Source organism: Pantoea vagans, assembly GCF_001506165.1.
Lineage (GTDB): Bacteria > Pseudomonadota > Gammaproteobacteria > Enterobacterales > Enterobacteriaceae > Pantoea > Pantoea vagans_C.
On sequence record NZ_CP011427.1, the window covers coordinates 3,894,996 to 3,919,469 of the forward strand.

Consider the following 24,474-nt stretch of genomic DNA (forward strand, 5'->3'; position numbering starts at 1 on the left):
AAATAATGGAATCGCAACACACGCGTCAGGGCATTGGTTATGCGCTTGGCGCTTACTTTATTTGGGGCATTGCACCGGCTTACTTCAAGTTGGTGAAGGAGGTGCCGCCCACGGAGATCATGACGCATCGTGTGATTTGGTCAGCGCTGTTTATGCTGATTCTGATTACGCTGAGTCGCAGCTGGAAACAGGTACGCACGGTGCTCGCCCAACCGAAAAAAGTGCTGCTACTGGCACTGACCGCCGTCACCATCGGCGGCAACTGGCTGCTGTTTATCTGGGCGGTGAACAATCAGCATATGCTGGAAGCCAGCCTCGGCTACTTTATCAACCCGCTGATCAACGTGGTATTTGGCATGCTGTTCCTGCGCGAGCGCTTCCGGCGTTTGCAGTGGCTGGCTGTGATACTGGCCACGACTGGGGTATTGGTCCAGCTGTGGCAATTTGGTTCGTTGCCGATTATCGGCCTCGGCCTGGCGTTGAGTTTTGCGCTCTATGGTTTGATCAGAAAGAAGATTCAGGTGGATGCGCAAAGTGGCATGCTGATCGAAACTGCCTGGTTATTTCCGCTGGCTGCCATCTATCTGTTTGGCTTTGCCGACAGCGCCACCAGTCATCTGAGCGCCAATCCGCTGAGCCTTAACCTGAAACTGGTTGCCGCGGGCATCATCACCACCATTCCGTTGATGCTGTTTGCTGCGGCTTGTGCGCGTCTGCGTCTGTCAACCGTGGGGTTCTTCCAGTATCTCGGCCCCACATTGATGTTCCTGCTGGCCGTGCTGTTCTATGGCGAGAGCCTGACGCCGGACAAAATGGTCACCTTTGGCTTCATCTGGCTGGCGCTCGCCATCTTTATTGTTGATGCTGTTGCGTTCTCAGCTCGCACTCGCGTGCGCATAGCGTGAAATAAAGCGTGCTATCGCCGGGCCGGTGAGCAAGATAGTGAACAGGCGTAGCGTCTGCAACGCCATCACAAAAGCGATATCGACCCGGCTGCCAGCAGCAATAATTGCCACGGTATCCAGCCCGCCGGGGCTGGTTGCCAGGTAAGCGGTCATCAGATCCACATGCAGCACGCGCGTCAGCATCCAGGCTAATCCTCCGCACAGCAGCATCAAACCAAAAATCGAGACCAGCATTTGTGGCAGCGTGCGCAGTGCCAGCAGGAAAATCGGACGGGTAAAACGTAATCCTACGCTCCAGCCAATCAGTGCATAAGCCAGCGCCAGCAACCATTCTGGCACCTGCAACGTGGCGACATCCGTACCGTGCAACGTTGCGCCAATCAGCGCAGGCAACAGCAGTGCACCGGAAGGAATGCGCAATTTCTGTCCCAGCCAGGCACCGGCTAACATCACTACGATGGTCAGCAGGAAACTGCTTTGTAATGCCGGAAACCACTCCAGCTCCACCGCGCCGCCACTGGTCCCCAATCCAATGCGCGCCACCACGGCCGCCGCGGTAGCCACAAACAGCACGCGCAGATACTGCATAAAGGCCACCAGGCGAACGTCAGCACCAAAATCACCGGCCATCGCCACCATCGCGGAAGCACCGCCGGGTGAAGATCCCCACGCACCCGTCGGTCCGGGCAAGTTGCTAAAGCGCACCAGCAAAAATCCTGACAAACCACTGGCCGCCAGCGTCAGCACCAACACGGCCAGCACCACCGGCCAATCCTGCAACAGTGGCGAGAGAATCGCAGGGGAAAGCGTTTGCCCAATCATGCAGCCCAGCACGGCTTGTGCCAGCACGAAAAAACGCTTGTCGATGCGCACAGTGGCGCCTGACAGGCCCATGATGGTGCCGACGATCATCGGTCCTAACAGCAGTGCAGCGGGAAGGTGAAACAGCTGGAGGATAATCCCCAGTACTAACGAAGCAATCAGCAGAATGGTCCACTGCTGTCGCAAAGAGAGACGCGCCATAAGGTGGAAATCAGAAAGTGAGAAGTGACAACAGCCTACGCAGAATTGTGATGCGGCGCCAGTTTAAAGGGCCGCAAATGCGGCCCCGAAATCGTTACAACCAGTTTTTACGTTTGAAGTAGAGATAAGGTGCCAGCCCGGCAAGGATCATCAAGGTGATCGCCCCCGGATAACCAAAGCTCCACTTCAGCTCAGGCATAAACTCGAAGTTCATACCATAGCTTGAAGCCACCAGCGTTGGCGGCAGGAACACCACTGATACCACCGAGAAGATCTTGATAATGCGGTTCTGCTCGATGTTGATAAAGCCCATCGCCGCCTGCATCAGGAAGTTAACTTTCTGGAACAAGGATTCGTTATGCGGCAACAGGGATTCGATATCGCGCAGGATTTCACGCGCCTGCTCCAGCTGGTTGCCCGGCAAGCGTGCTTTGCGCACCAGGAAATTCAGGGCACGCTGCGTATCCATCAAACACAGACGCACTTTCCAGCCGATATCTTCCAGCTCTGCCAGACGCGACAGCGCCTGATCGTACTCTTCACCCTGCTGGCCTTCCATAATGACTCGGCTCAGTTTTTCCAGCGCGCTGTAGATGTTCTCGATCTCATCCGCCAGCTGTTCGATTTTGGTCTCAAACAGATCCAGCAGCAGCTCGTAAGCATTGCCATCCGTCAGCGTTTGGTTACGCGCGCGCATGCGATAGAGACGGAAAGCAGGCAGCTCACGTTCACGCAGCGTATAGAGGCGATCTTCACGAATGGTAAACGCCACGGTGGAGTTACCGGCGTGGTCTTCCGCATCTTCAAAGAAGAAGAAGGAGTGAATGTGCAAGCCATCTTCGTCTTCGAAGAATCGCGCTGAGGCTTCGATGTCCTCCAGCTCCGGACGGGTTGCCAGGCTTTGGCCCAGCTCAGACTGCACACGATCACGTTCGCTGTCGTCAGGCTCGATCAAATCGACCCAAACCGACGTATTCAGTTTGTCGTTATTTTCTTCCAGCTCGATGCGCGTCAGGCGATCGCGTTCGAGTTTAAAAGCGCTCAGCATAGCAATACTCCCCATTGCAGACGGAATGGGACAAGGCGGCACTCCGTGATGCCAGAGGCAAAACGGGCACGGCAAAGCCTGAACGCGGAAACTTTCGCTTCAAGGGTAAATCAGTGCTGACTCGTGCGACGAGAGTGTAAAGGGAGGTCGCTGATAACCGCTAAGGCTACCCGCAATGAGAGGTGACCTTAGGAGTTGTTCCTGTTAAACAGGCGGTTGAGCCAGCATCGACTGGGCGCGTCCAAGGCATTGTCCTCTCATGATAATAGTGCGCGCATGTTACGCTGAGACGAAAAAGTCGTCAAGGTAGCGCAACCGCGCTACACCGTTTCCAGACGGGCGTAAGCCGCCACCAGCCACTTGATTCCCTGGCCCTGAAACGCCACTTGCAAGCGGCTATGCTCGCCACTGCCTTCAAGGTTGATGATGGTGCCTTCACCAAATTTGGCATGGCGCACGCGCTGTCCGAGCGCAAAGCCACTGTCATTTTGCGCGATGGGCGTGCCCATACGTTGATGGCTCACCGGGCGGCTGACGCTGGCGCGCAGACGCACCTCTTCCACACACTCTTCCGGTAACTCACCAATGAAGCGCGAAGGACGGTGATACACTTCCTTACCATAAAGGCGGCGGGTTTCGGCGTAGGTCAGCGTGAGTTTTTCCATCGCACGCGTGACGCCGACATACGCCAGGCGACGCTCCTCCTCCAAACGACCGCCCTCATCCAGCGACATCTGGCTCGGGAACATGCCCTCTTCCATACCGACGATAAAGACCTGGCTGAACTCCAACCCTTTGGCGGAGTGCAGAGTCATCAATTGCACTGCATCCTGCCACTTATCGGCTTGCCCCTCACCCGCTTCCAACGCAGCATGTGAAAGAAACGCCTGCAATGGCATCAGGTCTTCATCTTCGTCCTGATAACTGAACTGGCGCGTTGCCGTCACCAGTTCTTCCAAGTTTTCGATGCGCGCCTGGCCTTTTTCACCCTTCTCCTGCTCATACATGATCCACAGGCCCGAGTCTTTAATCACCCGATCGGTTTGCACGTGCAGCGGCATTTCAGCGGTTTCCGTGGCCAGTGAATCCACCAGCTCGCAGAAGCGTTGCAGCGCAGAAGCGGCACGTCCCGCCAGGGCTTTGTTTTGCAGCAGTTCCCGCGTGGCTTGCCACAAGGTTAATTGCTGATCGCGCGCCGTCTGACGCACCACATCCAACGTGCGATCGCCCACGCCCCGTACCGGCGTGTTCACCACGCGTTCAAACGCCGCATCATCATTGCGGTTAGCCATCAGACGCAGATAGGCCAACGCATCTTTGATCTCCTGGCGTTCGAAGAAGCGCATACCGCCATAAATGCGATACGGCATGCTGCCCTGAATCAGCGCCTCTTCCAGCACACGAGACTGGGCGTTGCTGCGATAGAGAATGGCGCAATCCTGCAGCGCATTGCCGTTCTCATGCCAGGTTTTGATGCGATTAACCACAAAGCGCGCTTCGTCTAATTCGTTAAAGGCGCAGTAGATCGAAATCTTTTCGCCATCGCTGCCATCGGTCCACAGCTCTTTACCGAGGCGCCCATTGTTATTGGCGATCAGTGTGTTAGCGGCTTTAAGGATATTGTTGGTCGAGCGGTAGTTCTGCTCCAGACGAATGGTTTCCGCGCCGGGGAAATCCTGCAGAAAGCGCTGGATGTTCTCGACCTGCGCACCACGCCAGCCGTAGATCGACTGATCGTCATCGCCCACGATAATCACCCGACCGGTATCACCCGCCAGCATGCGGATCCAGGCGTACTGAATGTTGTTGGTGTCCTGGAATTCATCCACCAGCACATTGCTGAAGCGCTCGCGATAATGATTCAGGATGTGCGGCTTGTTGAGCCACAGCTCATGGGCACGCAGCAGCAGTTCAGCGAAATCCACTAAGCCCGCGCGATCGCAGGCTTCCTGATACGCCTGATAAATACGCAGCCAGGTTTGCTCAACGGGATTGCCGTAACTTTCAATATGCTTGGGACGTAAGCCCTCATCTTTTTTGCCGTTGATGTACCACATGCCCTGACGCGCAGGCCACTGTTTCTCATCAAGGTTCATGGCTTTGATCAGACGCTTCAGCAGACGCAGTTGGTCATCGCTATCGAGAATCTGGAAGTCCTGCGGCAAGCCGGCATCAAGGTGATGCGCGCGCAGTAAACGGTGCGCCAGACCGTGGAACGTTCCGATCCACATGCCGCCCTGGCTGGTGCCGATCAGTTGATCGATACGATGACGCATTTCCGCCGCGGCTTTGTTGGTAAAGGTCACCGCCATAATCGAGTAAGGCGAGCAATTTTCTACCGACAGCAGCCAGGCAATACGATGCACCAGCACGCGGGTTTTACCACTGCCTGCTCCGGCCAGCACCAGCAGGTTGCTGCGCGGTGCGGCGACCGCCTCGCGCTGTTTGTCATTCAAGCCGTTAAGCAGATCAGAAACGTCCATAAGCACCGTTTGAAAAATAAGAGAGGTTCCAGAATGCCGTTCTCCGGCACTCCATCAACGCACCATTTGTAGCGGCGCGATTTATCGCGCAATACATTGCGCCGCTACGATTTGTGCGTCAGGAAATGACTGTAATCACCCAGTGATTAGCTGGATGAACATACAGCATTATAGCAGCGAGGTTAGCGATGCCAACTGATGAATTTCCACATGCGGCACCAGGCGCGCATCGTCAATCTTCATCAGGTTACCGTCACGCAGGTTTATCCAGCAGGCTTGCATGCCCGCACGCAGTGAACCCACCACATCGGTGGTCAGATCGTCGCCGACGTGCAAAATGTGCTCAGGTGCGATACCTAAACGATCGGAGGCCAACTGATACATATCCTGCCAAGGCTTTGCACGGCCATGAGGACCGGCGCGCAGGGCAAACTGGAAATAGTGGTCAATGCCCAGTTTCTCTGGGCAGGCGTTGCCATTGGTGATCGCCACTAACGGCACGCGCTCGCCCAGCCACGTCAGCGTTTGGTGTGTCTCTTCGGGCATCTCAACTTCGCTGCGCCACTGGTGGAACACACTCATCACTTCACTGGCCCCGGCGGTGGCTTCAGCGGCTGACAACCCCACATTGATCATCGCCAGCTCAACCGAGCGGCGACGCCACTCAGACACGTCGTGATAAATCTCCGGCTCACGCGCCAGCAATTCGTCACGCAGCGCCTGATAGTCCGCAGGGGTAAATTCACGCAGCGCAGGATGGAAGGCCTGCAACGCGGCATGAGATTCTGCGGTGGTTTTGCGGATCACGGGATGGTTGTCATACAGCGTATCGTCGAGATCAAAGGTGATCGCTTTGATCGGGCCCAGCGGGCGGTAAAACTTCATTCAGGCTTTCCTCGTTTAGCACGTGGATGTGCTGCGTCATAGACCGTTGCCAGATGCTGGAAATCGAGATGGGTATAGATTTGCGTGGTCGACAGATTGGCGTGACCCAGCAACTCCTGCACCGCGCGCAGATCGCCGCTGGACTCCAGCAAATGGGTGGCAAACGAGTGACGCAGTTTATGGGGATGAATATGGCTGGCCACGCCCTGCTTAATACCCCACTCGGCAAAGCGTTTTTGCACATTTCGCGCCGAAATACGGCTGCCCCGGCTAGAGACAAACACCGCATCATCCTGTGGCGCAAAGCTGGCACGCAGCGGAAGCCAGTGTTGCAGCCAGGTCACGGCGGTGCCACCAATCGGCACGCGCCGCTCTTTGCTGCCTTTACCCAACACCCACACTTCACCGGCATCTAAATCAACATGACGACAATCCATGCCCACCAGCTCGGACAGACGTAATCCGCCGCCGTACATGGTTTCGAGCATCGCGCGATCGCGCACCGCCAGCGGATCGTTCATGTCAATCTCCAGCAGTTGGTTGACTTCATCAACGTCCATATTTTTGGGCAGATGGCGCGCATTGCGCGGTGTGGATATCCCTTTTGCCGGGTTGGCACTCAACATGCCCTGGCTGACCTGCCAGTCGAGAAAACTGCGCAAGGCTGACATACGTAGCGCCAGACTGCTGGCCCCTAACCCTCCACGACGACTGCGCGCGGCAAGCTGGCGGACTTGGGCGGGTTCCAGCTGCGTCCAGGCAACAATCTTCATCTCATCAGCCATGGCGACCATCGCCTGCAGCTGACGGGTGTAATTTTTTTGCGTAAGCGGGCTAAGCTGGCGTTCGACTTTCAGATAACGCAGAAAGCCCTCAACGGTGGGCCACAGCGGGCTGACGTCGCTCATGCACGTTCAATCCAGCGTGACAGCAGATCCGGCAACATTTGCGCCAGGTGCTGTAACAATAAGGTGCCCATGCCCGCCTGATAGTGCTGGTTATCGCGGCTGCTAAACATCAGCACGCCCAGTTCTCCGCGTTCACCCATCAGTGACATAGCGACAGAACCAATCGCTTTGGCCTGCGGTAACAGCAGCAACAATTCCGGGCCGTTCAGGCTCCCCAGATAATGATGTTCGTTGCCAAAGCGCTGGATACGCAACGGCTCAAATGCCTGGCGCGATAAGCCCAGTTGCGTGAAATCAGAAGGCGCACCGATATGCCATTTGTCGTTGAAGACACGCACGTTGGCACCTGCAAGGCCAAGATCGCGCGCCCAGCGATGCAGGCGTGTGAGCATCTCTTGCAGGCTGTCTGCTGAAGCGAGATGTCCCTGCAACGACAGCAGGCGATCAAACAGTTGATGGTTGGCCGTCGCCTGCTCCATCAACAGGGTGATCTCCTCTTCCAACTGTTGGATATGGTTGCGCTGACGCGCCATATGCCACTCCACCAGGGAAACGCTGCCGCGCACCGGGTGCGGCACCATCATCTGTTCGACCTGGCGCGCATTGCGAATAAAGAAGTCGGGATTCTGGCGCAGGAATGCGCTAACCGACTGATCGTCCAGCAAAACCGCGCTGTCGGTTTGCTCTTCGATATTTTTCATAGATGAATAAACCCATCATAGACGTGTGTGGCTGGACCGGTCATCAGCAGCGGCTGACCCGCCCCTTTCCAGGCAATATGCAGCGTTCCGCCGGGCAGATCGACGCGCACTTTTGCGGCTAAAATGCCCTGCTGAATACCACAAGCCACCGCCGCACAGGCGCCGCTGCCACAGGCCTGGGTTTCGCCTGCGCCGCGTTCATACACACGCAGACGGATATGTTCAGGATTGACCACTTCCATAAAGCCAACGTTGACGCGCTCCGGGAAGCGCTCGTGGCTTTCGAGCAGCGGGCCGAGCGTTTCCACCGGTGCAGTTTTCACGCTCTCAACCTGAATCACGCAGTGAGGGTTGCCCATCGATACCGCACCAAACATCACGGTTTGCTCGGCAACACGTTGCAGGTAAAGGTTTTCGGCTTTGTTGGCACGCAACGGCACCTGTTGTGGATCGAAATTGGGCTCGCCCATGTTGACGCACACCAGCTCATCGTTCGTCACGCTCAGCACCATGCGGCCGGTTTGCGTGCTGACGCGAATATCACTTTTGTTGGTCAACCCTTTCAGACGCACAAAGCGGGCGAAGCAGCGCGCGCCATTACCGCACTGCGCCACTTCACTACCATCAGCGTTGAAAATTCGGTAATGAAAATCGAGATCCGGATCGTAAGGCGGTTCGACGATCAGTAATTGATCAAAACCGATCCCCAGATGCCTGTCCGCCAGACGGCGAATCAGCTCCGGCGAAAAAAAGACGTTTTGCGTCACGGCATCGACAACCATGAAATCGTTGCCGAGACCGTGCATTTTCGAGAACTGCATTTTCTGCTCCGCCGGATGACTCATAGAGATTAGTTCGCCTGTACACCAGGTTTGCTGGTCACTAAACCATTCACATCAGCATTCTGAGCGGCTTTTTGCTGCTGCTCGGTCACTTGCTGATTGCTTTTGGTCGGCTGATCTTTCGGCGGGAAATACAGCGGTCCTTTCAGTCCACAACCTACCAGGCTGACCAGTGCCAGCCCCATGCCTAGCTGACTTATCATTCGTCTCATTCTTTCTGCTCTTTCTGTCCTTAAGCCATTGCTGCTTATCATCGCAGTTGACGTTGTAAAAGCAACAGGAAATACCCGCAAATCCGGGAGCGAGTCAGAGGAAAAGCCAATCCCACCGCGCGAACGCAGGCGGGATCAGTGCATTTGGTAGCGTGGCTGGAAGTCGCCGTTATCGTTATCGGGCTGCGTGGCGCAGAGCTGTGTCAGCGTCTGGCTGCGGAACGGAATCACCTGGAAGCGATCGCCGGTGTTCACAATCTGATAGAACTGCGGCAAGTTGAAGTTGATAAAGCTGGAACCGTAGGTGAAACGGTCATGCGATGACGAGTAGAACCGGCTGACATCGCGCACCAGCTCTTCTTTGCTGCCTTCGCAGTGATGATAAACCTCAACGCGGTTGCTCTCGTCGAGGATATAGATGTTGAAGCCGCGATCGTCATTGGTATCTTCAAAGAAGAACTGAATAATGCCTTCGCTGGCATAACCATTCACCACCGGCGGCAGCGGCGTCTGGTTGGATTCGACTTTGATCGATAGCCCGTGCAGTTTGTTGTTGGAAATCGCACCGTAGAACTCCACTGCGTTTTCCAGTTTCTGCACCGAGACGCTCATACGCTCAAAGAACAGGCCCCAGGTTTGCCCTGCCATACGCAGCGCTTTAAAGCGGCCTGGCTCCTGGCGCGTGCTCGACAAACGCAGCTCAATGCATTCGGAAACCAGTTGCTGCACGCGAGTGCGGATCAAACCACGCAGGTGCTGGCTGTAGCAGAACACTTCGACCGTATCGGGCGGTGCGGCATCCTGATGCATCTTGCCGAGAATGGTTTTCAGGCCTTCAATCATCGCCTGTTCGCCACTGAAGTGCAGCGTACGCACCTCATTCCACGAATTACGGTACAGCAGATCGATGCTGCCAATCAGGCATTGCTGCTGCTGACCAAAGCTGAACACATCCAGCTTGCGGAAATCGAAATGCACTACCTGATTGCGGAAGGCCGAGGTCGGATCGTGCTCAAGATTGACGATAATCGCCAGGTGACGAATTTCACACGGACTGTACAACGCCTTGGGCGTTGGCGCAGGCACACGCAGCGGGAAGTGGCTCGACACGTCGTTCACCAGCTCCTGCAAACGCGGCAGATCGCAGAGTTCATTACCTTTCATGTGCAGACGGGTTTTGCTGGTCAGCAACCCGTTGAACCACGCCCACGCCACTAACTTGTTCAGGTAGCGGTTATATTCCAGCGGCTGATGGCTGATGATGGAACTCATGTCCGGCGACTGGTTGTACAGATACCAACCCGCACGATTGGCACGACCTTCCGGCACATGAATAAAGGTGAGATTATCTTCCGAGAGGTCGGGCGAAATCTGTGGGTTCACCAGCGTCACTTTACCCGGCAGCGCTTCAAACGCGGCATACAGTTTACGCGTCAGCACGCCGATATCCTGCGGGCTGGCACTGACGCTTAAATTGTTACGACGGGCAAAACGGATCAGGTTGCGATAACTCTGCATCATCGCATCCAGCAGTTCATTGTGCGCTTCACGCACGCGCTCGATTTTCCACTGCGCGCGGTTATCTAATACCGCGAGCTTCTCATCATCCCAGCCCCACTCTTTGACCAACTGCGACAGAATTTCGCGACGCCAGCCTGAGCGTTGATGGTGGTGATCTTCGCTAGAAAGCTTCTCACACACTTTTAAGTAGAAACATCGACGCACCAAATCGAGGCGCGCCATGTCATCGACGCTGGTCAGATAACGCGTCACACGTTCCAGCATCATGCAGTAAGGATCGAGACCAAAGCAGACAATTTCGCCATCGTGCAAGCGCTGTTTGATATCCATCGCCAAAAGTTGCGTGTTGGGGTATTCCCAGCTGTAGGCTTCCAGCAGCAGGGTTTTCAGCACCGCTTTGTAGGGCGAATCGATACTTTTATATAACTGCCACAGGCTGGCACCAAAATACTCTTCTGCCGATAGCGTGCCGAGGCCGCCAAGATCAAGCCACTCATTCGGCGTCAATACACCTTGTGAGTAGAGTGACATGACGTATTCGTCGTAATGGTGCTCCTCTTCGCCGGGCACCATGTTCCACAGGATGCGTTTGCCCGCCATACGCACAGCGGTACGGTAAAACTCATCCAGCAGTAAAATATGTTGGGTTGAACCGCAGTCTTCACCGCCGAGGCTGCCGCTCTCATTATGGCGGAAACGGTTCTCATCGATCAGGAAGAAACTCACTTCCACACCCATCGACACACACCATTTCTGCAACAGCGTACACTTACGTTGCAGATTGAGGCGCTCTTCATTATCCAGCCAGGACTGGTGGCACACCCAGATGTCGAGATCAGACACACTGTTCTGACCCACGGATGAGGTGCTGCCCATCGAGTAAATACCGGTGATGGGGCGCTCGCCTTTCACGGCAGTGCTGAGATCCAGAGACTGGTCACCTGCAAGATGTTGCAGGAGCTGCTGTTGATTTTCATCAGGCGTGAAAAAGCTGACGCCATGTGGAACGCTACCCTCAAGGTAGCCCGGCATCAGTGGATGATGATAGTGCAGTAATGTTGGCAGCAGACTGTAGACTTGCTGGAAAGCAGGCCCCATAGCAGCCAGCGCACGATCAACGCGCAGCTGGTTAATTGCATCCAGTCTCTGTTTCAGTGTCTCAATGTAGAGGTACAAGACGTTTCGCCTGATTGTCCCAGTGTTAAGCACCCTGTTTCCACAACCTGCCGCTTAATAATAAAGATGTCGGGCAAATTATTGCTGGAAACGTGATCAATCTAACACCTGGAGGATTGACCGTAAAGAAAGTTGCGCTACCTAACAGTTTAGCACGTTCCGTTGGCAGCCCTGCTTTTTCGGACTTCGACCTCAGAATAAGTCGCAATCGCTGACACATTCTGACATCGAGGCCTTTTCAATCCGTTGAAACTGACAGCATTCCCCTATCAATGATAGGATAATCGATGAACGATCAAAATGGTTAACAGCATGTTAAACAAAATTTTCAGAATTGCTACCAGACAAAGTCCTCTTGCTTTATGGCAGGCACAATATGTCCAACAGCGTCTGATGGCGGCACATCCAGGACTGCAAGTTGAGCTGGTTCCGATGGTGACCAAAGGCGACATCATCCTCGACACGCCACTGGCGAAAGTGGGGGGTAAAGGCCTGTTTGTTAAAGAACTCGAACTGGCGATGCTGGAAAATCGTGCCGACCTCGCGGTGCACTCCATGAAAGATGTGCCGGTGGATTTCCCCGAAGGTTTAGGGCTGGTGACCATCTGCGAGCGCGAAGATCCGCGTGATGCCTTTGTCTCTAACCGTTACAACGCTATTGATGAACTGCCACAGGGTGCGGTGGTGGGCACATCCAGCCTGCGTCGTCAGTGTCAGCTCAGTGCGCGTCGTCCCGATCTGATTATTCGCTCATTGCGTGGCAACGTCGGGACGCGTCTGGGCAAGCTTGATGCCGGAGAGTATGACGCGATCATCCTCGCGGCGGCAGGCCTCAAGCGTTTAGGGCTTGAAGACCGTATTCGCCAAGCCATGCCAGCCGAGATCTCTTTACCTGCCGTTGGCCAAGGCGCGGTGGGTATTGAGTGTCGCCTGGATGACCACACCCTGATTACCTTGTTGGAAGCGCTCAATCACAGCGATACTGCGGTTTGCGTACGTGCTGAACGCGCCATGAATACGCGCCTCGAAGGCGGATGTCAGGTACCGATTGGTAGCTTTGCGGTGCTGGAAGACGATCAACTGTGGTTGCGTGGGTTAGTCGGTTCGCCAGATGGTCTACAGATGGTGACGGGTGAACGTCGCGGTCCACGCGATCAGGCCTTACAAATGGGCATCTCACTGGCGGAAGAGCTGCTGGATGGCGGTGCGCGTGACATTCTGCGTGACGTCTATCAAGGACAACCGCCGGTATGACCATCCTCGTGACCCGCCCGGAACCCGCCGCCAGTGAATTGGCTTCGCGTTTGCGAACCCTCGGCAAGCTGGCGTGGACGTTACCGCTGATTGAGTTCACGCCGGGTCGCGACCTTGAACATCTGCCGCAGAAATTGGCGGCACTGCAGCCGGGCGATTTGGTCTTTCTGCTGTCACAGCAGGTGGTGCTTTTTGCTCATCCTGCCCTTGAGCGCCAGGGCATCACCTGGCCTAAAGCGCTCGACTATTATGCCATTGGCCGCAGCACTTCTTTGGCACTGCACACCGTCAGTCATCTGAAAGTAGACTATCCTCATGCGCGGGAAACCAGTGAAGAGTTGGTACGCCTGAACCGTCTGCAGCAGGTGAAAGGTAAACGCGCACTGATTCTGCGCGGCAGTCCTGGCCGCGAATTGCTGGCAGAAACCCTGATCGCACGCGGAGCCGAAGTCGAGTATTGCGAGTGCTATCAGCGCTGTGAAAAGCAATACGATGGCGCCATAGAGGGTCGCCGCTGGCGCGATCGCGGCATTACCACTCTGGTGGTGACCAGCGGTGAGATGTTACAACAACTGTTTGCACTGTTTCCGCCAATCGATCGTCGGGAATGGTTATTGCACTGTCGGCTTGTGGTCGTCAGTGAACGTTTGGCTACACAAGCCGCCGAATTAGGCTGGCAGGACATTGATGTAGCCGATGGTGCCGATAACGATGCGCTGCTGCGTGCGTTACGCTGAACTTAACAACGGGATGAGCCATAATGACGGAACAAAAAGCCTCCTCCGCCATGGTTGAAGAAACCACCCCAGCGGACACTTCCCCTACGCCAGCCGGTAAAAAGCCTCGCGATAAAAAAAGCGATGGCAAAGTGCTGAGTGCAGTGGCGATTGTGATTGCGCTGGCGATTGGCGCAGGACTTTACCTCAATGGGAAACACCAGGCCGATTTACAGGCTCAGACTAACCAAAACCTGAGCGAGCAGCTGAGCGCGTTGCAGCAGCAACTGGGCAGTGACAAACAGCAGTTAACCCAACAGCTGGATGCAGCCAATACCGCCTTAAATGAAGCGCGTACCCAGCAAGATAACAGCGCAAAAGAGCTGGAAACGCTGCGGGATAAAGTGGCGACCATCTCCGGCAACGACACGCGCACCTGGCTGTTGGCGCAAGCGGACTATCTCGTCAAGTTAGCGGGCCGTAAGCTGTGGAGCGATCAGGATGTCACCACGGCGGCAGCGCTGTTAAAAAGTGCCGACACCAGCCTCGCGGACATGAACGACCCTAGCGTCATGAACGTCCGCCGCGCACTGACCCAGGACATCAGCTCCTTGTCTACCGTGAGCCAGGTCGATTATGACGGCATCATTCTCAAGCTTAATCAGTTGTCGAACGGCGTAGATAACCTGCGTCTGGCCGACAATGACAGCGATGACGCACCAATGGATGCTGATGGCGGCGAGCTGTCCAGCTCTCTGCACGAATGGCGTCAGAATCTGGTGAAGAGCTGGCACAACTTTATGGATGATTTCATTACCATCCGCCGCCGTGACAACACCGCACAGCCGCTGCTGGCGCCGAATCAAGACGTCTATCTACGTGAAAACATTCGTTCGCGGCTGCTGATTGCAGCTCAAGCCGTACCACGTCATCAGGATGAGATCTATAAACAGTCGATTGATGCCGTTTCAACGTGGGTGCGTGCCTGGTATGACACCAACGATGCTGCCACCAAAGCGTTTCTTGCCCAGTTAGATGAACTCAGCCAGCAGAGCATCGCCATGGATGTGCCTGATACACTGGAAAGCCAGGCGCTGCTGGAAAAACTGATGCAAACACGCGTCAGAAATCTGCTGGCGCAGCCGTCGGTTCCGGCTGATCAACAGGGAGGCTAAGCATGCTGAAAGTATTGGTGCTTTTCCTGCTGTTGATTGCAGGTGTGGTGTTGGGGCCGATGATCGCCGGCCACCAAGGCTACGTGCTGATTCAGACCGATAACTGGAATGTTGAAACCAGTGTGACGGGCCTGGTGATCATCTTGATCCTCAGTCTGTTAGTGATTCTGTTCATTGAGTGGGTTCTTCGCCGTCTGTTCCGTACCGGCGCACGTACGCGTGGTTGGTTTACCGGCCGCAAACGCCGCAGTGCGCAGCGTCACACGCAAAGTGCGCTGATGAAACTGGCGGAAGGTGACTACAAACAGGCAGAAAAACTGCTGTCGAAGAATGCTGACCATGCGGATCAGCCCGTCGCTAACTACCTGCTGGCCGCCGAAGCGGCTCAACAGCGCGGTGACGAAGTGCGAGCCAATCAGCATCTGGAGCGCGCGTCTGAGCTGTCTGAAAACGACACCATTCCGGTTGAGATCACTCGCGTTCGTCTGCAACTGGCGCGTAACGAAGATCATGCCGCACGCCACGGTATTGACCGTTTGCTGGAAGTGGCTCCACGCCATCCTGAAGTTTTGCGCCTGGCTGAACAGGCTTATATTCGCACCGGCGCATGGGGTTCATTGCTTGATATTCTGCCATCAATGCAAAAATCTCAGGTGAATGACGAAATCCAGCGTGAAGCCTTACAGCAACAAGCCTGGCTGGGGCTGATGAATCAAGCGATGGCCGATCAAGGCAGCGAAGGCCTGAAAAAATGGTGGCAAAACCAGAGCCGTAAAACGCGTCAGGAAACGGCGCTGCAGGTGGCAATGGCTGAACATCTGATTGAGTGCGACGATCCTGATACGGCACAAAGCATCGTATTGGAAGGGCTGAAACGCCAGTATGACGATCGTCTGGTGCTGCTGATGCCGCGCATTAAAAGTGGCGATCCGCAATCGCTGGAAAAAGCGCTGCGTCAGCAAATTAAACAGCATGGCGCCACACCGCTGCTGCATAGCACGCTGGGCCAGATGTTGATGCGCCACGGTGAGTGGCAGCAAGCAGCAGAAGCCTTCCAGCAGGCGTTGGCGCAGCGCCCGGATGCCTTTGATTACGCCTGGTTAGCCGATGTCTATGACCGTCTGCATCGCCCGGAAGACGCCGCTAAAATGCGCCGTGAAGGGTTGTTGCTCACGCTGAAGACCAATCCTGCACCCTGATTTAACGATTGTTACTTTTGTGCACGCCGGGCTTGTCCCGGCTTTTTTTTGCCTGTTGCTGGGAGAATCGCAAAAAAAAACACCTGCCAAAAGCAGGTGTAAAGTCAGGTCGTTCAGACAACTGATGGTATCCGACTCAACGTAATGTCCTTCTTACTGCAGTAAAGCGTGCGCAAATACTGCCAGGCTGGACAACGGATACCGTAAGGGGCTCTGCATCATTCCCAGGTTTATGTAGCATCAGCAAACATAAGAGGTGGAATGAGCATCTACAGAACAATTATTGCATAACGCGTGCCAGAATTGCAGACGCCGAGGTAAGTTATTTTAAATCAGCAAGATAGAATGGGATTAACGGCGCGAGGTGCCAGCAGTGTCGTGATTTCACAACAATCACGTCCGCGGTTGTCGCTGATGAACGACACGCTGTGCAAGGTAACGTAAGGCCGTTTAATATCAATAAGATAGGCGTCTCAGAATAGCGACAAATCGATATTCAAATGAATACGTTCTACCGTATTGTAGCGGCGCAATTCATTGCGCGTCCGGTCAGCAGCGGCTCCGCTCTATACAAGCGCGATAAATCGCGCCGCTACGGTTATTTTGTCGGGGCGCGCCCGATGGCGGCAAGGTGAGCCCTATACAGAATGACGTATGAGACGGGAAATACAGACGAAAAAAAACCTGCTTTTTCAAGCAGGTTTCTTAAATATGGTCGGCGAGAGAGGATTCGAACCTCCGACCCACTGGTCCCAAACCAGTTGCGCTACCAAGCTGCGCTACTCGCCGATTTTTTACTTCTTCACGCTACCGCGTAATTTTGCCTGGTGCGAAGGGAGGGACTTGAACCCTCACGTCCGTAAGAACACTAACACCTGAAGCTAGCGCGTCTACCAATTCCGCCACCATCGCATGTCCAGCAAAATTTGGGGTGGCTAATGGGACTCGAACCCACGACAACTGGAATCACAATCCAGGGCTCTACCAACTGAGCTATAGCCACCATAATTCTGGTGCGTAAGCATCTCTGCTTACTAATCACTGCATAACGCGGTCAAACCAACCACCGAAGCTCTTGCGCACAAACTAAATGGCGCGCCCGACAGGATTCGAACCTGAGACCTCTGCCTCCGGAGGGCAGCGCTCTATCCAGCTGAGCTACGGGCGCGTAGCGCCGTTGCGGATGGGCATACTACGGATTTGGCCTCACACTGTCCAGAGCTTTTTTATAAAAAAAACGCGTTTGCTTACGCTTTGTGCATTCCGTCGATAAATAGCGCAGTTTTGCTACTGAACAGGATGTAATTGCTGCAAAAATCAGCAATATCAAAGATCGCCACGCCAGTGGTAGCGTAAATATTTCAGCAGCTTTAACTGCCTGCGCCAGCGCGAAGGCTGACGAATCAGACGATAGAGCCACTCCAGCCCCAGATTCTGCCAAATACGTGGCGCACGCGCGACGTGACCGGTAAAGACGTCGTAGGTGCCACCCACGCCCATATAAAGGGCATGTGGCCAGCGCTCACGGCAATCACGCATCAGCAGCTCCTGGCGCGGTGATCCCTGCGCGACCGTGACTATCTTCGCCCCACTGGCGGCGATACGTGCAAACAGTGCCTCACGCTCAGCGGGTGCAAAATAGCCATCCTGGCGGCCAACGATATTCACATTCCACTGGCGACGCAGCTTGTCGCAGGTTTCATCCAGTACCGCCTGTCGGCCACCAATCAGAAACACCGGAATGCCCGTCCGCCCTGCGCGCTCCATTAACGCTTCCCACAGATCAGCACCGGCTATGCGATTCACCTGTAAGTCTGGGTACTTCTTACGTAATGAACGCACAATGCTGATGCCGTCAGGGTATTTAAATTCTGCCTCAGCAATCAGCGCGCGTAACTGCGCGTCCTCTTCCAGAGTCAGCATCTTCTCCGCGTTCATCGCCACCAGCGTGCCGCTGCGCGGCTGCCCCTCAGGCAGCAGGAAATGCAGGAAGCTTTCCATATCATTAAACGCGTGAAGATCGACGCCGCGCAGGTTATAGCGCGGCTTATCGGTTTTCATGAATCATCTTCCCAAAGGTTAAGAAAGGCTGTGAAACACCGGCTCGCTGCGCGCACGAATCAGTCCCGCACGCGCTAACAGCCAGTACAGCATTTTCGCCACTGCCATACAGGCAGCAAAAATCACACAAAAGAACACCACGCGAGAGCCAAATGCATCCAACCCTTCGCGAGCCAGCACGATCATGTTAAAGACTGCACCGAAGCAGAAGCTCTGCAGGATTGCGCCACTGTAACGGTTTGGCGTATCGCGACCTTGCAGATAGAGGCTATCGAACCCCTTCATCAGCCAGCCCACGGCAACCGCGCCCAGCGGAATAAACCATACGCCGCCCATCACCAGCAACGAACCGATCAGCGTGGGGGAAATCGCCAGGCCCGAGTGGTTATTCAGTACTTCCCAGGTAAAGTAGTTGGCACTGTTTAGCACAATCGATGGGCGACCAGGCCACAGCCAGCTGGGGATAAAGACATAGAAGTCACGCCAGATCGGTGCCAGCCCCTGGAAATCAATCTTGTCGTAGTTCTGCAACAACAGCGCCAGATTCTCCCAGGGTGAGAAGGTATCGCGCGTCAGATACAGGAAGGTATAGAAGGCTTCATCCCCCACCACGTCGAGGTTGTAACGGCGCAGCGCCAGCCAGAACATGCCCGCAATCGCCATCACGCCCGCCCCCACCAGCATCCACAGCGTAATCCAACCGCGCGTAATGCCAATAAACAGGAAAAGAGCAAAAGCGATAATGATATTCGCGCGAGTGCCCCCCACCAGCGCGTAGGTCAGCAGCCCAAACGCCACCGACACCAGCAAAAACCACAGCCACTGACGCTGCGTCGGATTGAGGAAATAGCGAATCAGCATCGCCGGGATGAAGAAGTAGAAGAAGCGCTTCAACGCCACGCCCGACACTTCACTGGAGAAAATCTGGTTGTAGGCTGAAAGCCTGAACAGCAGCAGGCCATTGTGCATAAAGAACACCGTCACGGTGCCGATCGCCACCAGAGCCAATAGCAAACAGGTGAGATGGGTTTCAACCCGATTCATCTGTAGCCAGGGTTTACGCGGCGGCGCAGTGACCGGACGTAATCGCACTTTGTAGCTGACGTAATAGATGGCGTAAAAACTGGTGGCGGCCAGCAGGGCCTGCAGCAAGAATTCCGGCGGCACCACTTCCACATTGAAGCGGAAAACCAACACGCAGGTGAGCGGAAAACCGAAGTAAAACGTCAGCAAAAACAGGATGGTAAAAAACAGGTGGAAGTTAAAGCGCACCCGTTTAAATTCCCGCCAGGTTAAGGTCAAGATAAAACCCAACGAAAACAGGTAAACCACCAGCAGACCACTAAACTGCATCAGGCTCATGTTCTCTCCCTTTCACTAAGGGTCAGCGCGTGGCGCCAGCCTGCCAGATAGCCAGGGGCGAAAAAGGCAATCAAGGATTTATCGCAGTGCGTCAGCTGTCGCTGCGCTTCCGCAACGCGGGCTGCATCCAGCACATCCTCACTGAACAACACCGGCAAGCCCTGCTCACTGAGATCGCGCCAGAACGGGTTCTTGCGGTTAAGCACAAACGGAATATTGGCCTGGATCAGCAAACAGAGCGTGCCAATCCCCTGCTGGCGCTCGAACATAAAATAGCCGAGCTGACAGCCACTGAGCAATTGCAGATAGGTGTCAAAATCTATCTTATCGCGTAATAAGCTCACCTGACCTTGTGGGAACAGGCGCTGCGCGGCGGTAGCAATCTCTGCGATATACGCGTGATTGTTATCCGGGTAACCGAGCGGCACCAGCACTTTCACCTTATCGCCAAACTGAGCATGAATCGCCTGTAAACCCTCAATATGGCGATTACTGCGATCGCCAGAGTTGCCTAAAAGCACGGTAAAATCATCGCTATGCGTTCCAGCGGGGACTGCAGCTTCTGGCATACGTGTCGGAAAATAGAGCAATGATGTTGGCACGCGGGGGTGACGTTGCTGGAAAGCGTGCAAATCGCCGCGCGTGGCGAACACATGTGCCAGACGGCGCTGGGCCAGACGGCGCAGCAGATAAAACAGCTGATACTTGATGCCGCGTCCTTCTTCGTACAGATCAGCGCCCCAGATATGCCAGAACGCCTGCTGACGCCGCAGTTTACCGCTCAGTAACGCCAGCCAGATTTGCGGATTAAACTGGCCGTGAAAGAAAAAGCGCGTTGCGCGGTCAGCCGCGCGCTGAATCACTGCCTGCGCCAGCGCGCGCTTGCTGGTGAAGGTTTCAATGTGCAGCGCAGTGTAGACTTGCAAGGCCTCTGGCGTTGTAGTCACCACCATAAACTGACGCGGCACATCAGTTGGCAGCTCGCGGCTCATCACCTCATTAAAGAAGCGCAGCACGGTATGGTTGTGATGCGGGATATCCGATCCCAGCACGTGAAATAAAGTCATTTTTTCCGGCAATAAATCATAAATACGCCACAACAAAGGGCGAAATAGAGCACGTAGGTCGCCATATAGGCTTGTGCAGCTCCGGCTGTGCCATGTAGTGGGATCAGCCAATGAGAAAACGCGGTCAGCAGCACAAACTGGCTGATTTCCGTCAATATATAGAAACGCAGCGACGCTTTGGCGATCACCAGGTATCCGAAAACATAGGCGCCGACTTTAAAGACGTCGCCACACAACTGCCAGACAAAAAGGTCGCGCATTGCGGCAAATTGCGGCGAAAACAGCAGCCAGATAGCGACATCGCGCAGCAACCAGACACAAAAACTGGCCGCCGCCACCGCAGGTAAAACAAAGCGCAGTGCGCGCCCCATCTCACGTGCAATCTGTGGTTTGCTCTCCAGCCGTGCCAGCGTAGGCAGTAACCAGACGCTGAAAGTAGCGGTGATGAACTGCAAATAGGCGTCAGAAATACTGGTGACGCCCTGCCACAACCCCACTTGCGCCCATCCCTGCTGTTGCGCCAGCAAATTACGCATCATTACCCATGCCACCGGTAAGGTGACCGAGGTGATCAGCGCCATCAGGGTAAACTTCGCCAGATTCCGCGCCAGCTCAGGCTGCCACGTCGGTTTGAGCCAGCGCAGTGGCAGCACCTGTTGATGACGCCGCAGCATCAGCAGTGCCGGGAACACCAGCAGTGCCGGAACCAGGGCCACCCCCACCAGCGCACCGGGATAACCGCCAAGCCACCAGCACAGCACATAGCCCAGCACACCCACCAGGCTTCCCGCAATCAGCGCCAGCGCATTGCCGCGCGCATCGCGAAAACCTTTCAGCAACGCCAGTGTCAGATTGGCCCAGGCAATACCGAACTGCAGAAACGCCACAATGCGCACCACATTCGCGTATTGCTCATGGCCAAACAGCGCATGGCTTATCGGCCCTGCTGCCAGCAAAAACACCAGCGCCACCAGAGTGGAAAAGCCCAACACCATGGCTGATGCCGTGCCCGTCACGGCCCGCAGTTGCGCGGGCTGCTGCTGAAACTGCGCGACATAGGTGGTCACGCCATTAAAAATGCCTGCCCCGGCTAATACGCCCAGCACGGTGACCAACTGACGGAAGTTACCCGCCTGCCCTATTCCCTCCGGCCCAAAGCTCACCGCCAGCAGTTTCACCACCAGCAAACCGGCGACAATTTTGACCAGCGTAGAGGAGGCGGTCCAGACCGAGGCTTTTGCTAACGACATCAGGCAAAGAAGCTCAGCAACGAACTGATCACCGTACGCTGATTGTTGTCTGAAAGGTTATAGAACAGCGGCAGGCGCAGCAGGCGCTCGCTCTCTGAAGTGGTGAAGACATCATCGCCCAGGAAGCGGCCAAACCGCTCGCCAGCAGGTGAAGAGTGCAGCGGAATATAGTGGAACACCGTGAGGATCTCGGCCTCTTTCATCCAATTAATCAGAGCCTGACGATCGTCGCTATCGCGCAGTTTGATATAGAACATGTGGGCGTTGTGGCGGCAGTGCTTCGGCACCACCGGTATTTCGATACGCCCTGCCGCTGCCAGCGGTTGCAGCGCATCGTAATAGCGCTGCCACAGTCGCAGGCGCTGCTGGTTGATGCGCTCAGCCGCTTCCAGCTGTGCCCACAAGTAGGCGGCTTGCAGATCCGCCATCAGATAGCTCGAACCGATATCGCGCCAGGTGTATTTATCCACCTGCCCACGGAAGAACTGGCTACGGTTGGTGCCCTTTTCACGAATAATCTCGGCACGTTCGACCAACTTCGCATCGTTGATCAGCGTCGCGCCCCCTTCACCCCCGGCAGTGTAGTTTTTGGTTTCATGGAAGCTAAAGCAGCCAATGTGACCAATGGTGCCCAGCGCACGCCCTTTGTATTGGGACATCACGCCTTGTGCCGCATCTTCAATCACAAACAGCTGATGCTTCGCCGCCAGCGCCATGATGCTGTCCATCTCGCAAGCCACGCCCGCGTAATGCACCGGGACAATTGCGCGGGTCTTGGCAGTAATCGCCGCTTCGATCAGGGTTTCGTCGATATTAAGGGTATCAGGGCGCACATCCACAAACACAATGGTCGCACCGCGCAGCACGAAGGCGTTGGCGGTTGAAACAAAGGTATAGCTCGGCATGATCACTTCATCACCGGGCTGGATATCGATCAGTATCGCGGCCATTTCCAGTGAGGCAGTGCATGACGGCGTCAGCAGGACTTTTTTACTGCCAAAATGTTGCTCCATCCACTGCTGACAGCGTCGGGTAAAGCCACCATCACCACAGAGTTTGCCGCTGGCCATCGCCGACTGCATATATTCAACTTCGCTGCCTACAACCGGAGGCGCATTAAATGGGATCATGAGGCATTCCTGTAAAACCAGTAAGCGGTGCTTTCAAGCCGGGCACCGCTGCGTAAATAGAGGCGCATCGCCGTGAGATTACTGAGTTGCGTGGCCACACGCAGGCGCTCAAGTTGGCGCACACGGCCCCAGTCTGCGGCAGCCAGTAACAAACGTTGTCCGATTCCCTGGCCCTGGGCATGCGGCAATACGGCCAGCAAGCCAATGCGCGCATCGCCTTCTACTTCTCGCATTGAGACAAATCCCTGCAATGCGCCACTCTCATCGCTGGCCACCAGGCATTGATGATCAAAGGTGCCGCGCACAGCATTCTCAATCCATTGCGCGTAGAAGCGTCCGCTGTCCTCGGGATCGAACCAGGGTGCACGAAAACGACTCAGCCGAAATGCCTGCGAGGCCGCCTCACGTAATGCCGGGATTTGCGCTTCACGCGCAATACGCACCCCCATTTGCCGTTCGGTGCGTTTGATATTGAGCGCGAGGTCCGCTTCCCCCTCAACCAGCTGGAACCCCTGCTGGCTCAGAGCATCAATCACCTCAATGCGCTCGGCAGGCACTTTGGCCTGCCACAGCGTAGCAGGCTGCTGCAGCGCTTCCTCAAGGGAGAGTTCGCCATCCAGCATCACGCGGGCGCTGTTTACGCCAAAAAAATCGCTCTCCCACGCAAGGGGATTAATACTGACGCGGACGGGCATGGAGAACATCCAGCAGATATTGGCCGTAGCCGGTTTTAGTCAGCGCCTGGGCAGCCGCAAGCAGTTGATCGTCACTGAGCCAGCCATTGCGCCACGCAATCTCTTCCAGGCAGGCAATCTTAAAGCCCTGCCGTTTTTCTACCGTCTGCACAAACATACTCGCTTCAATCAAGCTGTCATGCGTACCGGTATCCAGCCAGGCGAAACCGCGCCCGAGTAACTCAACCGACAATTCACCCTGCTCAAGGTACATTTGGTTGATGGCGGTAATTTCCAGTTCTCCCCGTTCAGAGGGCTGCACCTGTTTGGCAAACTCCACCACGCGGTTGTCGTAGAAATAGAGACCTGTCACTGCCCAGCGAGATTTGGGTTGCTTTGGCTTTTCCTCAATCGAAAGCGCGTTAAAGTCATCATCAAACTCAACGACACCAAAACGTTCAGGATCCATGACCTGATAAGCAAAGACCGTGGCGCCCGTGCTACGCGCAGCCACTTTCTTCAGTTTTGGGCTGAAGCCTTGACCAAAATAGAGGTTATCGCCCAGCACCAGACAGCAGCTATCATCGCCAATGAAAGCTTCACCGATAATAAATGCCTGCGCTAATCCATCCGGGCTGGGCTGTTCCGCAAACTGCAGTTGCAGCCCGAATTCACTGCCATCCCCCAGCAGGCGCTCAAAATGCGCTCGATCTTCCGGGGTCGTGATGATCAGGATCTCGCGGATACCCGCCAACATCAGCACCGACAGCGGATAGTAAATCATCGGTTTGTCGTATACCGGCAGCAATTGCTTCGAGATTGCACGCGTGATGGGATGTAAACGCGTGCCCGATCCCCCTGCCAGAATGATACCTTTCATCG

General features: G+C 55.2%; 22 protein-coding genes and 4 tRNA genes. 6 read left to right on the forward strand and 20 right to left on the reverse strand.

Features of this window, described 5'->3' with window-relative positions:
• The first annotated feature begins 5 nt into the window (after positions 1 to 5).
• Positions 6 to 905: an EamA family transporter RarD gene (gene rarD / locus LK04_RS18040; RefSeq protein ID WP_039329238.1), complete on the forward strand. Its 900-nt coding sequence runs from the start codon at positions 6 to 8 to the stop codon at positions 903 to 905.
• On the opposite strand, the gene LK04_RS18045 is transcribed toward rarD, so the two are convergent.
• The 9 genes from LK04_RS18045 to LK04_RS18085 all read right to left on the reverse strand — a co-directional run bounded on the left by LK04_RS18045 (position 876) and on the right by LK04_RS18085 (position 11,704).
• The gene (locus tag LK04_RS18045) at positions 876 to 1,928 is read right to left on the reverse strand and encodes an AbrB family transcriptional regulator (protein WP_039329236.1); all 1,053 of its coding nucleotides are present in this window, start codon (positions 1,926 to 1,928) and stop codon (positions 876 to 878) included. The genes rarD and LK04_RS18045 overlap by 30 nt on opposite strands.
• Positions 1,929 to 2,022: 94 nt before the next feature.
• Entirely contained in the window at positions 2,023 to 2,976 is a 954-nt protein-coding gene (corA, locus tag LK04_RS18050) for a magnesium/cobalt transporter CorA (RefSeq protein WP_039329235.1), read from the reverse strand.
• Positions 2,977 to 3,296: 320 nt separating this feature from the next.
• The gene (gene uvrD / locus LK04_RS18055; protein WP_039329233.1) at positions 3,297 to 5,459 is read right to left on the reverse strand and encodes a DNA helicase II; all 2,163 of its coding nucleotides are present in this window, start codon (positions 5,457 to 5,459) and stop codon (positions 3,297 to 3,299) included.
• Between the two features lie 168 nt (positions 5,460 to 5,627).
• Positions 5,628 to 6,344: a 5-amino-6-(5-phospho-D-ribitylamino)uracil phosphatase YigB gene (yigB, locus tag LK04_RS18060; RefSeq protein ID WP_039329231.1), complete on the reverse strand. Its 717-nt coding sequence runs from the start codon at positions 6,342 to 6,344 to the stop codon at positions 5,628 to 5,630.
• On the reverse strand, positions 6,341 to 7,252 hold the full coding sequence (xerC, locus tag LK04_RS18065; RefSeq protein ID WP_039329229.1) for a tyrosine recombinase XerC: 912 nt from the start codon (positions 7,250 to 7,252) through the stop codon (positions 6,341 to 6,343). The genes yigB and xerC overlap by 4 nt, the downstream gene beginning before the upstream one ends.
• Positions 7,249 to 7,953, reverse strand: a complete 705-nt coding sequence (locus tag LK04_RS18070; protein ID WP_039329228.1) for a DUF484 domain-containing protein — start codon at positions 7,951 to 7,953, stop codon at positions 7,249 to 7,251. The genes xerC and LK04_RS18070 overlap by 4 nt, the downstream gene beginning before the upstream one ends.
• Positions 7,950 to 8,774, reverse strand: a complete 825-nt coding sequence (gene dapF / locus LK04_RS18075) for a diaminopimelate epimerase (protein ID WP_039329293.1) — start codon at positions 8,772 to 8,774, stop codon at positions 7,950 to 7,952. Before dapF ends, LK04_RS18070 begins: the two co-directional genes overlap by 4 nt.
• A gap of 29 nt (positions 8,775 to 8,803) precedes the next feature.
• The gene (gene lptM, locus LK04_RS18080) at positions 8,804 to 9,007 is read right to left on the reverse strand and encodes an LPS translocon maturation chaperone LptM (RefSeq protein ID WP_039329226.1); all 204 of its coding nucleotides are present in this window, start codon (positions 9,005 to 9,007) and stop codon (positions 8,804 to 8,806) included.
• Positions 9,008 to 9,142: 135 nt separating this feature from the next.
• Positions 9,143 to 11,704, reverse strand: a complete 2,562-nt coding sequence (locus LK04_RS18085) for a class I adenylate cyclase (protein WP_039329223.1) — start codon at positions 11,702 to 11,704, stop codon at positions 9,143 to 9,145.
• 312 nt (positions 11,705 to 12,016) lie between these two features.
• On the opposite strand from LK04_RS18085, the gene hemC reads away from it, so the two are divergent.
• The 5 genes from hemC to LK04_RS20920 all read left to right on the forward strand — a co-directional run bounded on the left by hemC (position 12,017) and on the right by LK04_RS20920 (position 16,683).
• Positions 12,017 to 12,958 (forward strand): hydroxymethylbilane synthase, encoded by a 942-nt coding sequence (gene hemC, locus LK04_RS18090; protein ID WP_039329291.1) that lies wholly within the window; start codon positions 12,017 to 12,019, stop codon positions 12,956 to 12,958.
• On the forward strand, positions 12,955 to 13,695 hold the full coding sequence (gene hemD, locus LK04_RS18095) for a uroporphyrinogen-III synthase (RefSeq protein ID WP_039329221.1): 741 nt from the start codon (positions 12,955 to 12,957) through the stop codon (positions 13,693 to 13,695). Before hemC ends, hemD begins: the two co-directional genes overlap by 4 nt.
• 23 nt (positions 13,696 to 13,718) lie before the next feature.
• Positions 13,719 to 14,849 (forward strand): uroporphyrinogen-III C-methyltransferase, encoded by a 1,131-nt coding sequence (gene hemX, locus LK04_RS18100; RefSeq protein ID WP_039329219.1) that lies wholly within the window; start codon positions 13,719 to 13,721, stop codon positions 14,847 to 14,849.
• Between the two features lie 2 nt (positions 14,850 to 14,851).
• The gene (gene hemY, locus LK04_RS18105; RefSeq protein WP_039329217.1) at positions 14,852 to 16,048 is read left to right on the forward strand and encodes a protoheme IX biogenesis protein HemY; all 1,197 of its coding nucleotides are present in this window, start codon (positions 14,852 to 14,854) and stop codon (positions 16,046 to 16,048) included.
• 500 nt (positions 16,049 to 16,548) lie between these two features.
• Positions 16,549 to 16,683: a hypothetical protein gene (locus LK04_RS20920; RefSeq protein ID WP_267886290.1), complete on the forward strand. Its 135-nt coding sequence runs from the start codon at positions 16,549 to 16,551 to the stop codon at positions 16,681 to 16,683.
• Positions 16,684 to 16,760: 77 nt separating this feature from the next.
• Here LK04_RS20920 and LK04_RS18110 read toward each other — a convergent pair.
• The 11 genes from LK04_RS18110 to rfbA all read right to left on the reverse strand — a co-directional run bounded on the left by LK04_RS18110 (position 16,761) and on the right by rfbA (position 24,472).
• Positions 16,761 to 16,837: transfer RNA gene (locus tag LK04_RS18110), tRNA-Pro, on the reverse strand.
• Positions 16,838 to 16,873: 36 nt separating this feature from the next.
• Positions 16,874 to 16,960, reverse strand: a tRNA-Leu gene (locus LK04_RS18115).
• Positions 16,961 to 16,975: 15 nt separating this feature from the next.
• Positions 16,976 to 17,051: transfer RNA gene (locus LK04_RS18120), tRNA-His, on the reverse strand.
• 88 nt (positions 17,052 to 17,139) lie between these two features.
• Positions 17,140 to 17,216: transfer RNA gene (locus LK04_RS18125), tRNA-Arg, on the reverse strand.
• Positions 17,217 to 17,374: 158 nt separating this feature from the next.
• The gene (gene wecG, locus LK04_RS18130) at positions 17,375 to 18,109 is read right to left on the reverse strand and encodes a lipopolysaccharide N-acetylmannosaminouronosyltransferase (protein ID WP_039329215.1); all 735 of its coding nucleotides are present in this window, start codon (positions 18,107 to 18,109) and stop codon (positions 17,375 to 17,377) included.
• An 18-nt stretch (positions 18,110 to 18,127) separates the two neighbouring features.
• Positions 18,128 to 19,471, reverse strand: coding sequence for an ECA oligosaccharide polymerase (gene wzyE, locus LK04_RS18135; RefSeq protein WP_039329212.1), 1,344 nt, complete (start codon positions 19,469 to 19,471; stop codon positions 18,128 to 18,130).
• On the reverse strand, positions 19,468 to 20,538 hold the full coding sequence (locus LK04_RS18140) for a TDP-N-acetylfucosamine:lipid II N-acetylfucosaminyltransferase (protein WP_039329210.1): 1,071 nt from the start codon (positions 20,536 to 20,538) through the stop codon (positions 19,468 to 19,470). Before LK04_RS18140 ends, wzyE begins: the two co-directional genes overlap by 4 nt.
• On the reverse strand, positions 20,535 to 21,788 hold the full coding sequence (wzxE, locus tag LK04_RS18145) for a lipid III flippase WzxE (RefSeq protein WP_039329207.1): 1,254 nt from the start codon (positions 21,786 to 21,788) through the stop codon (positions 20,535 to 20,537). The genes LK04_RS18140 and wzxE overlap by 4 nt, the downstream gene beginning before the upstream one ends.
• Positions 21,788 to 22,918: a dTDP-4-amino-4,6-dideoxygalactose transaminase gene (rffA, locus tag LK04_RS18150; RefSeq protein ID WP_039329205.1), complete on the reverse strand. Its 1,131-nt coding sequence runs from the start codon at positions 22,916 to 22,918 to the stop codon at positions 21,788 to 21,790. The genes wzxE and rffA overlap by 1 nt, the downstream gene beginning before the upstream one ends.
• Positions 22,915 to 23,613: a dTDP-4-amino-4,6-dideoxy-D-galactose acyltransferase gene (gene rffC, locus LK04_RS18155; protein WP_039329203.1), complete on the reverse strand. Its 699-nt coding sequence runs from the start codon at positions 23,611 to 23,613 to the stop codon at positions 22,915 to 22,917. Before rffC ends, rffA begins: the two co-directional genes overlap by 4 nt.
• Complete coding sequence (gene rfbA, locus LK04_RS18160; protein WP_039329201.1) at positions 23,591 to 24,472, reverse strand: glucose-1-phosphate thymidylyltransferase RfbA; 882 nt, start codon at positions 24,470 to 24,472, stop codon at positions 23,591 to 23,593. The genes rffC and rfbA overlap by 23 nt, the downstream gene beginning before the upstream one ends.
• Positions 24,473 to 24,474 lie beyond the last annotated feature (2 nt).

Excerpts from the sequence above, each read along its gene's own strand:
- rarD (WP_039329238.1), top strand. The coding sequence starts at position 6 with ATGGAATCGCAACACACGCGTCAGGGCATTGGTTATGCGCTTGGCGCT.
- LK04_RS18045 (WP_039329236.1), bottom strand. The coding sequence starts at position 1,928 with ATGGCGCGTCTCTCTTTGCGACAGCAGTGGACCATTCTGCTGATTGCT.
- corA (WP_039329235.1), bottom strand. The coding sequence starts at position 2,976 with ATGCTGAGCGCTTTTAAACTCGAACGCGATCGCCTGACGCGCATCGAG.
- uvrD (WP_039329233.1), bottom strand. The coding sequence starts at position 5,459 with ATGGACGTTTCTGATCTGCTTAACGGCTTGAATGACAAACAGCGCGAG.
- yigB (WP_039329231.1), bottom strand. The coding sequence starts at position 6,344 with ATGAAGTTTTACCGCCCGCTGGGCCCGATCAAAGCGATCACCTTTGAT.
- xerC (WP_039329229.1), bottom strand. The coding sequence starts at position 7,252 with ATGAGCGACGTCAGCCCGCTGTGGCCCACCGTTGAGGGCTTTCTGCGT.
- LK04_RS18070 (WP_039329228.1), bottom strand. The coding sequence starts at position 7,953 with ATGAAAAATATCGAAGAGCAAACCGACAGCGCGGTTTTGCTGGACGAT.
- dapF (WP_039329293.1), bottom strand. The coding sequence starts at position 8,774 with ATGCAGTTCTCGAAAATGCACGGTCTCGGCAACGATTTCATGGTTGTC.
- lptM (WP_039329226.1), bottom strand. The coding sequence starts at position 9,007 with ATGAGACGAATGATAAGTCAGCTAGGCATGGGGCTGGCACTGGTCAGC.
- hemC (WP_039329291.1), top strand. The coding sequence starts at position 12,017 with ATGTTAAACAAAATTTTCAGAATTGCTACCAGACAAAGTCCTCTTGCT.
- hemD (WP_039329221.1), top strand. The coding sequence starts at position 12,955 with ATGACCATCCTCGTGACCCGCCCGGAACCCGCCGCCAGTGAATTGGCT.
- hemX (WP_039329219.1), top strand. The coding sequence starts at position 13,719 with ATGACGGAACAAAAAGCCTCCTCCGCCATGGTTGAAGAAACCACCCCA.
- hemY (WP_039329217.1), top strand. The coding sequence starts at position 14,852 with ATGCTGAAAGTATTGGTGCTTTTCCTGCTGTTGATTGCAGGTGTGGTG.
- LK04_RS20920 (WP_267886290.1), top strand. The coding sequence starts at position 16,549 with ATGAATACGTTCTACCGTATTGTAGCGGCGCAATTCATTGCGCGTCCG.
- wecG (WP_039329215.1), bottom strand. The coding sequence starts at position 18,109 with ATGAAAACCGATAAGCCGCGCTATAACCTGCGCGGCGTCGATCTTCAC.
- wzyE (WP_039329212.1), bottom strand. The coding sequence starts at position 19,471 with ATGAGCCTGATGCAGTTTAGTGGTCTGCTGGTGGTTTACCTGTTTTCG.
- LK04_RS18140 (WP_039329210.1), bottom strand. The coding sequence starts at position 20,538 with ATGACTTTATTTCACGTGCTGGGATCGGATATCCCGCATCACAACCAT.
- wzxE (WP_039329207.1), bottom strand. The coding sequence starts at position 21,788 with ATGTCGTTAGCAAAAGCCTCGGTCTGGACCGCCTCCTCTACGCTGGTC.
- rffA (WP_039329205.1), bottom strand. The coding sequence starts at position 22,918 with ATGATCCCATTTAATGCGCCTCCGGTTGTAGGCAGCGAAGTTGAATAT.
- rffC (WP_039329203.1), bottom strand. The coding sequence starts at position 23,613 with ATGCCCGTCCGCGTCAGTATTAATCCCCTTGCGTGGGAGAGCGATTTT.
- rfbA (WP_039329201.1), bottom strand. The coding sequence starts at position 24,472 with ATGAAAGGTATCATTCTGGCAGGGGGATCGGGCACGCGTTTACATCCC.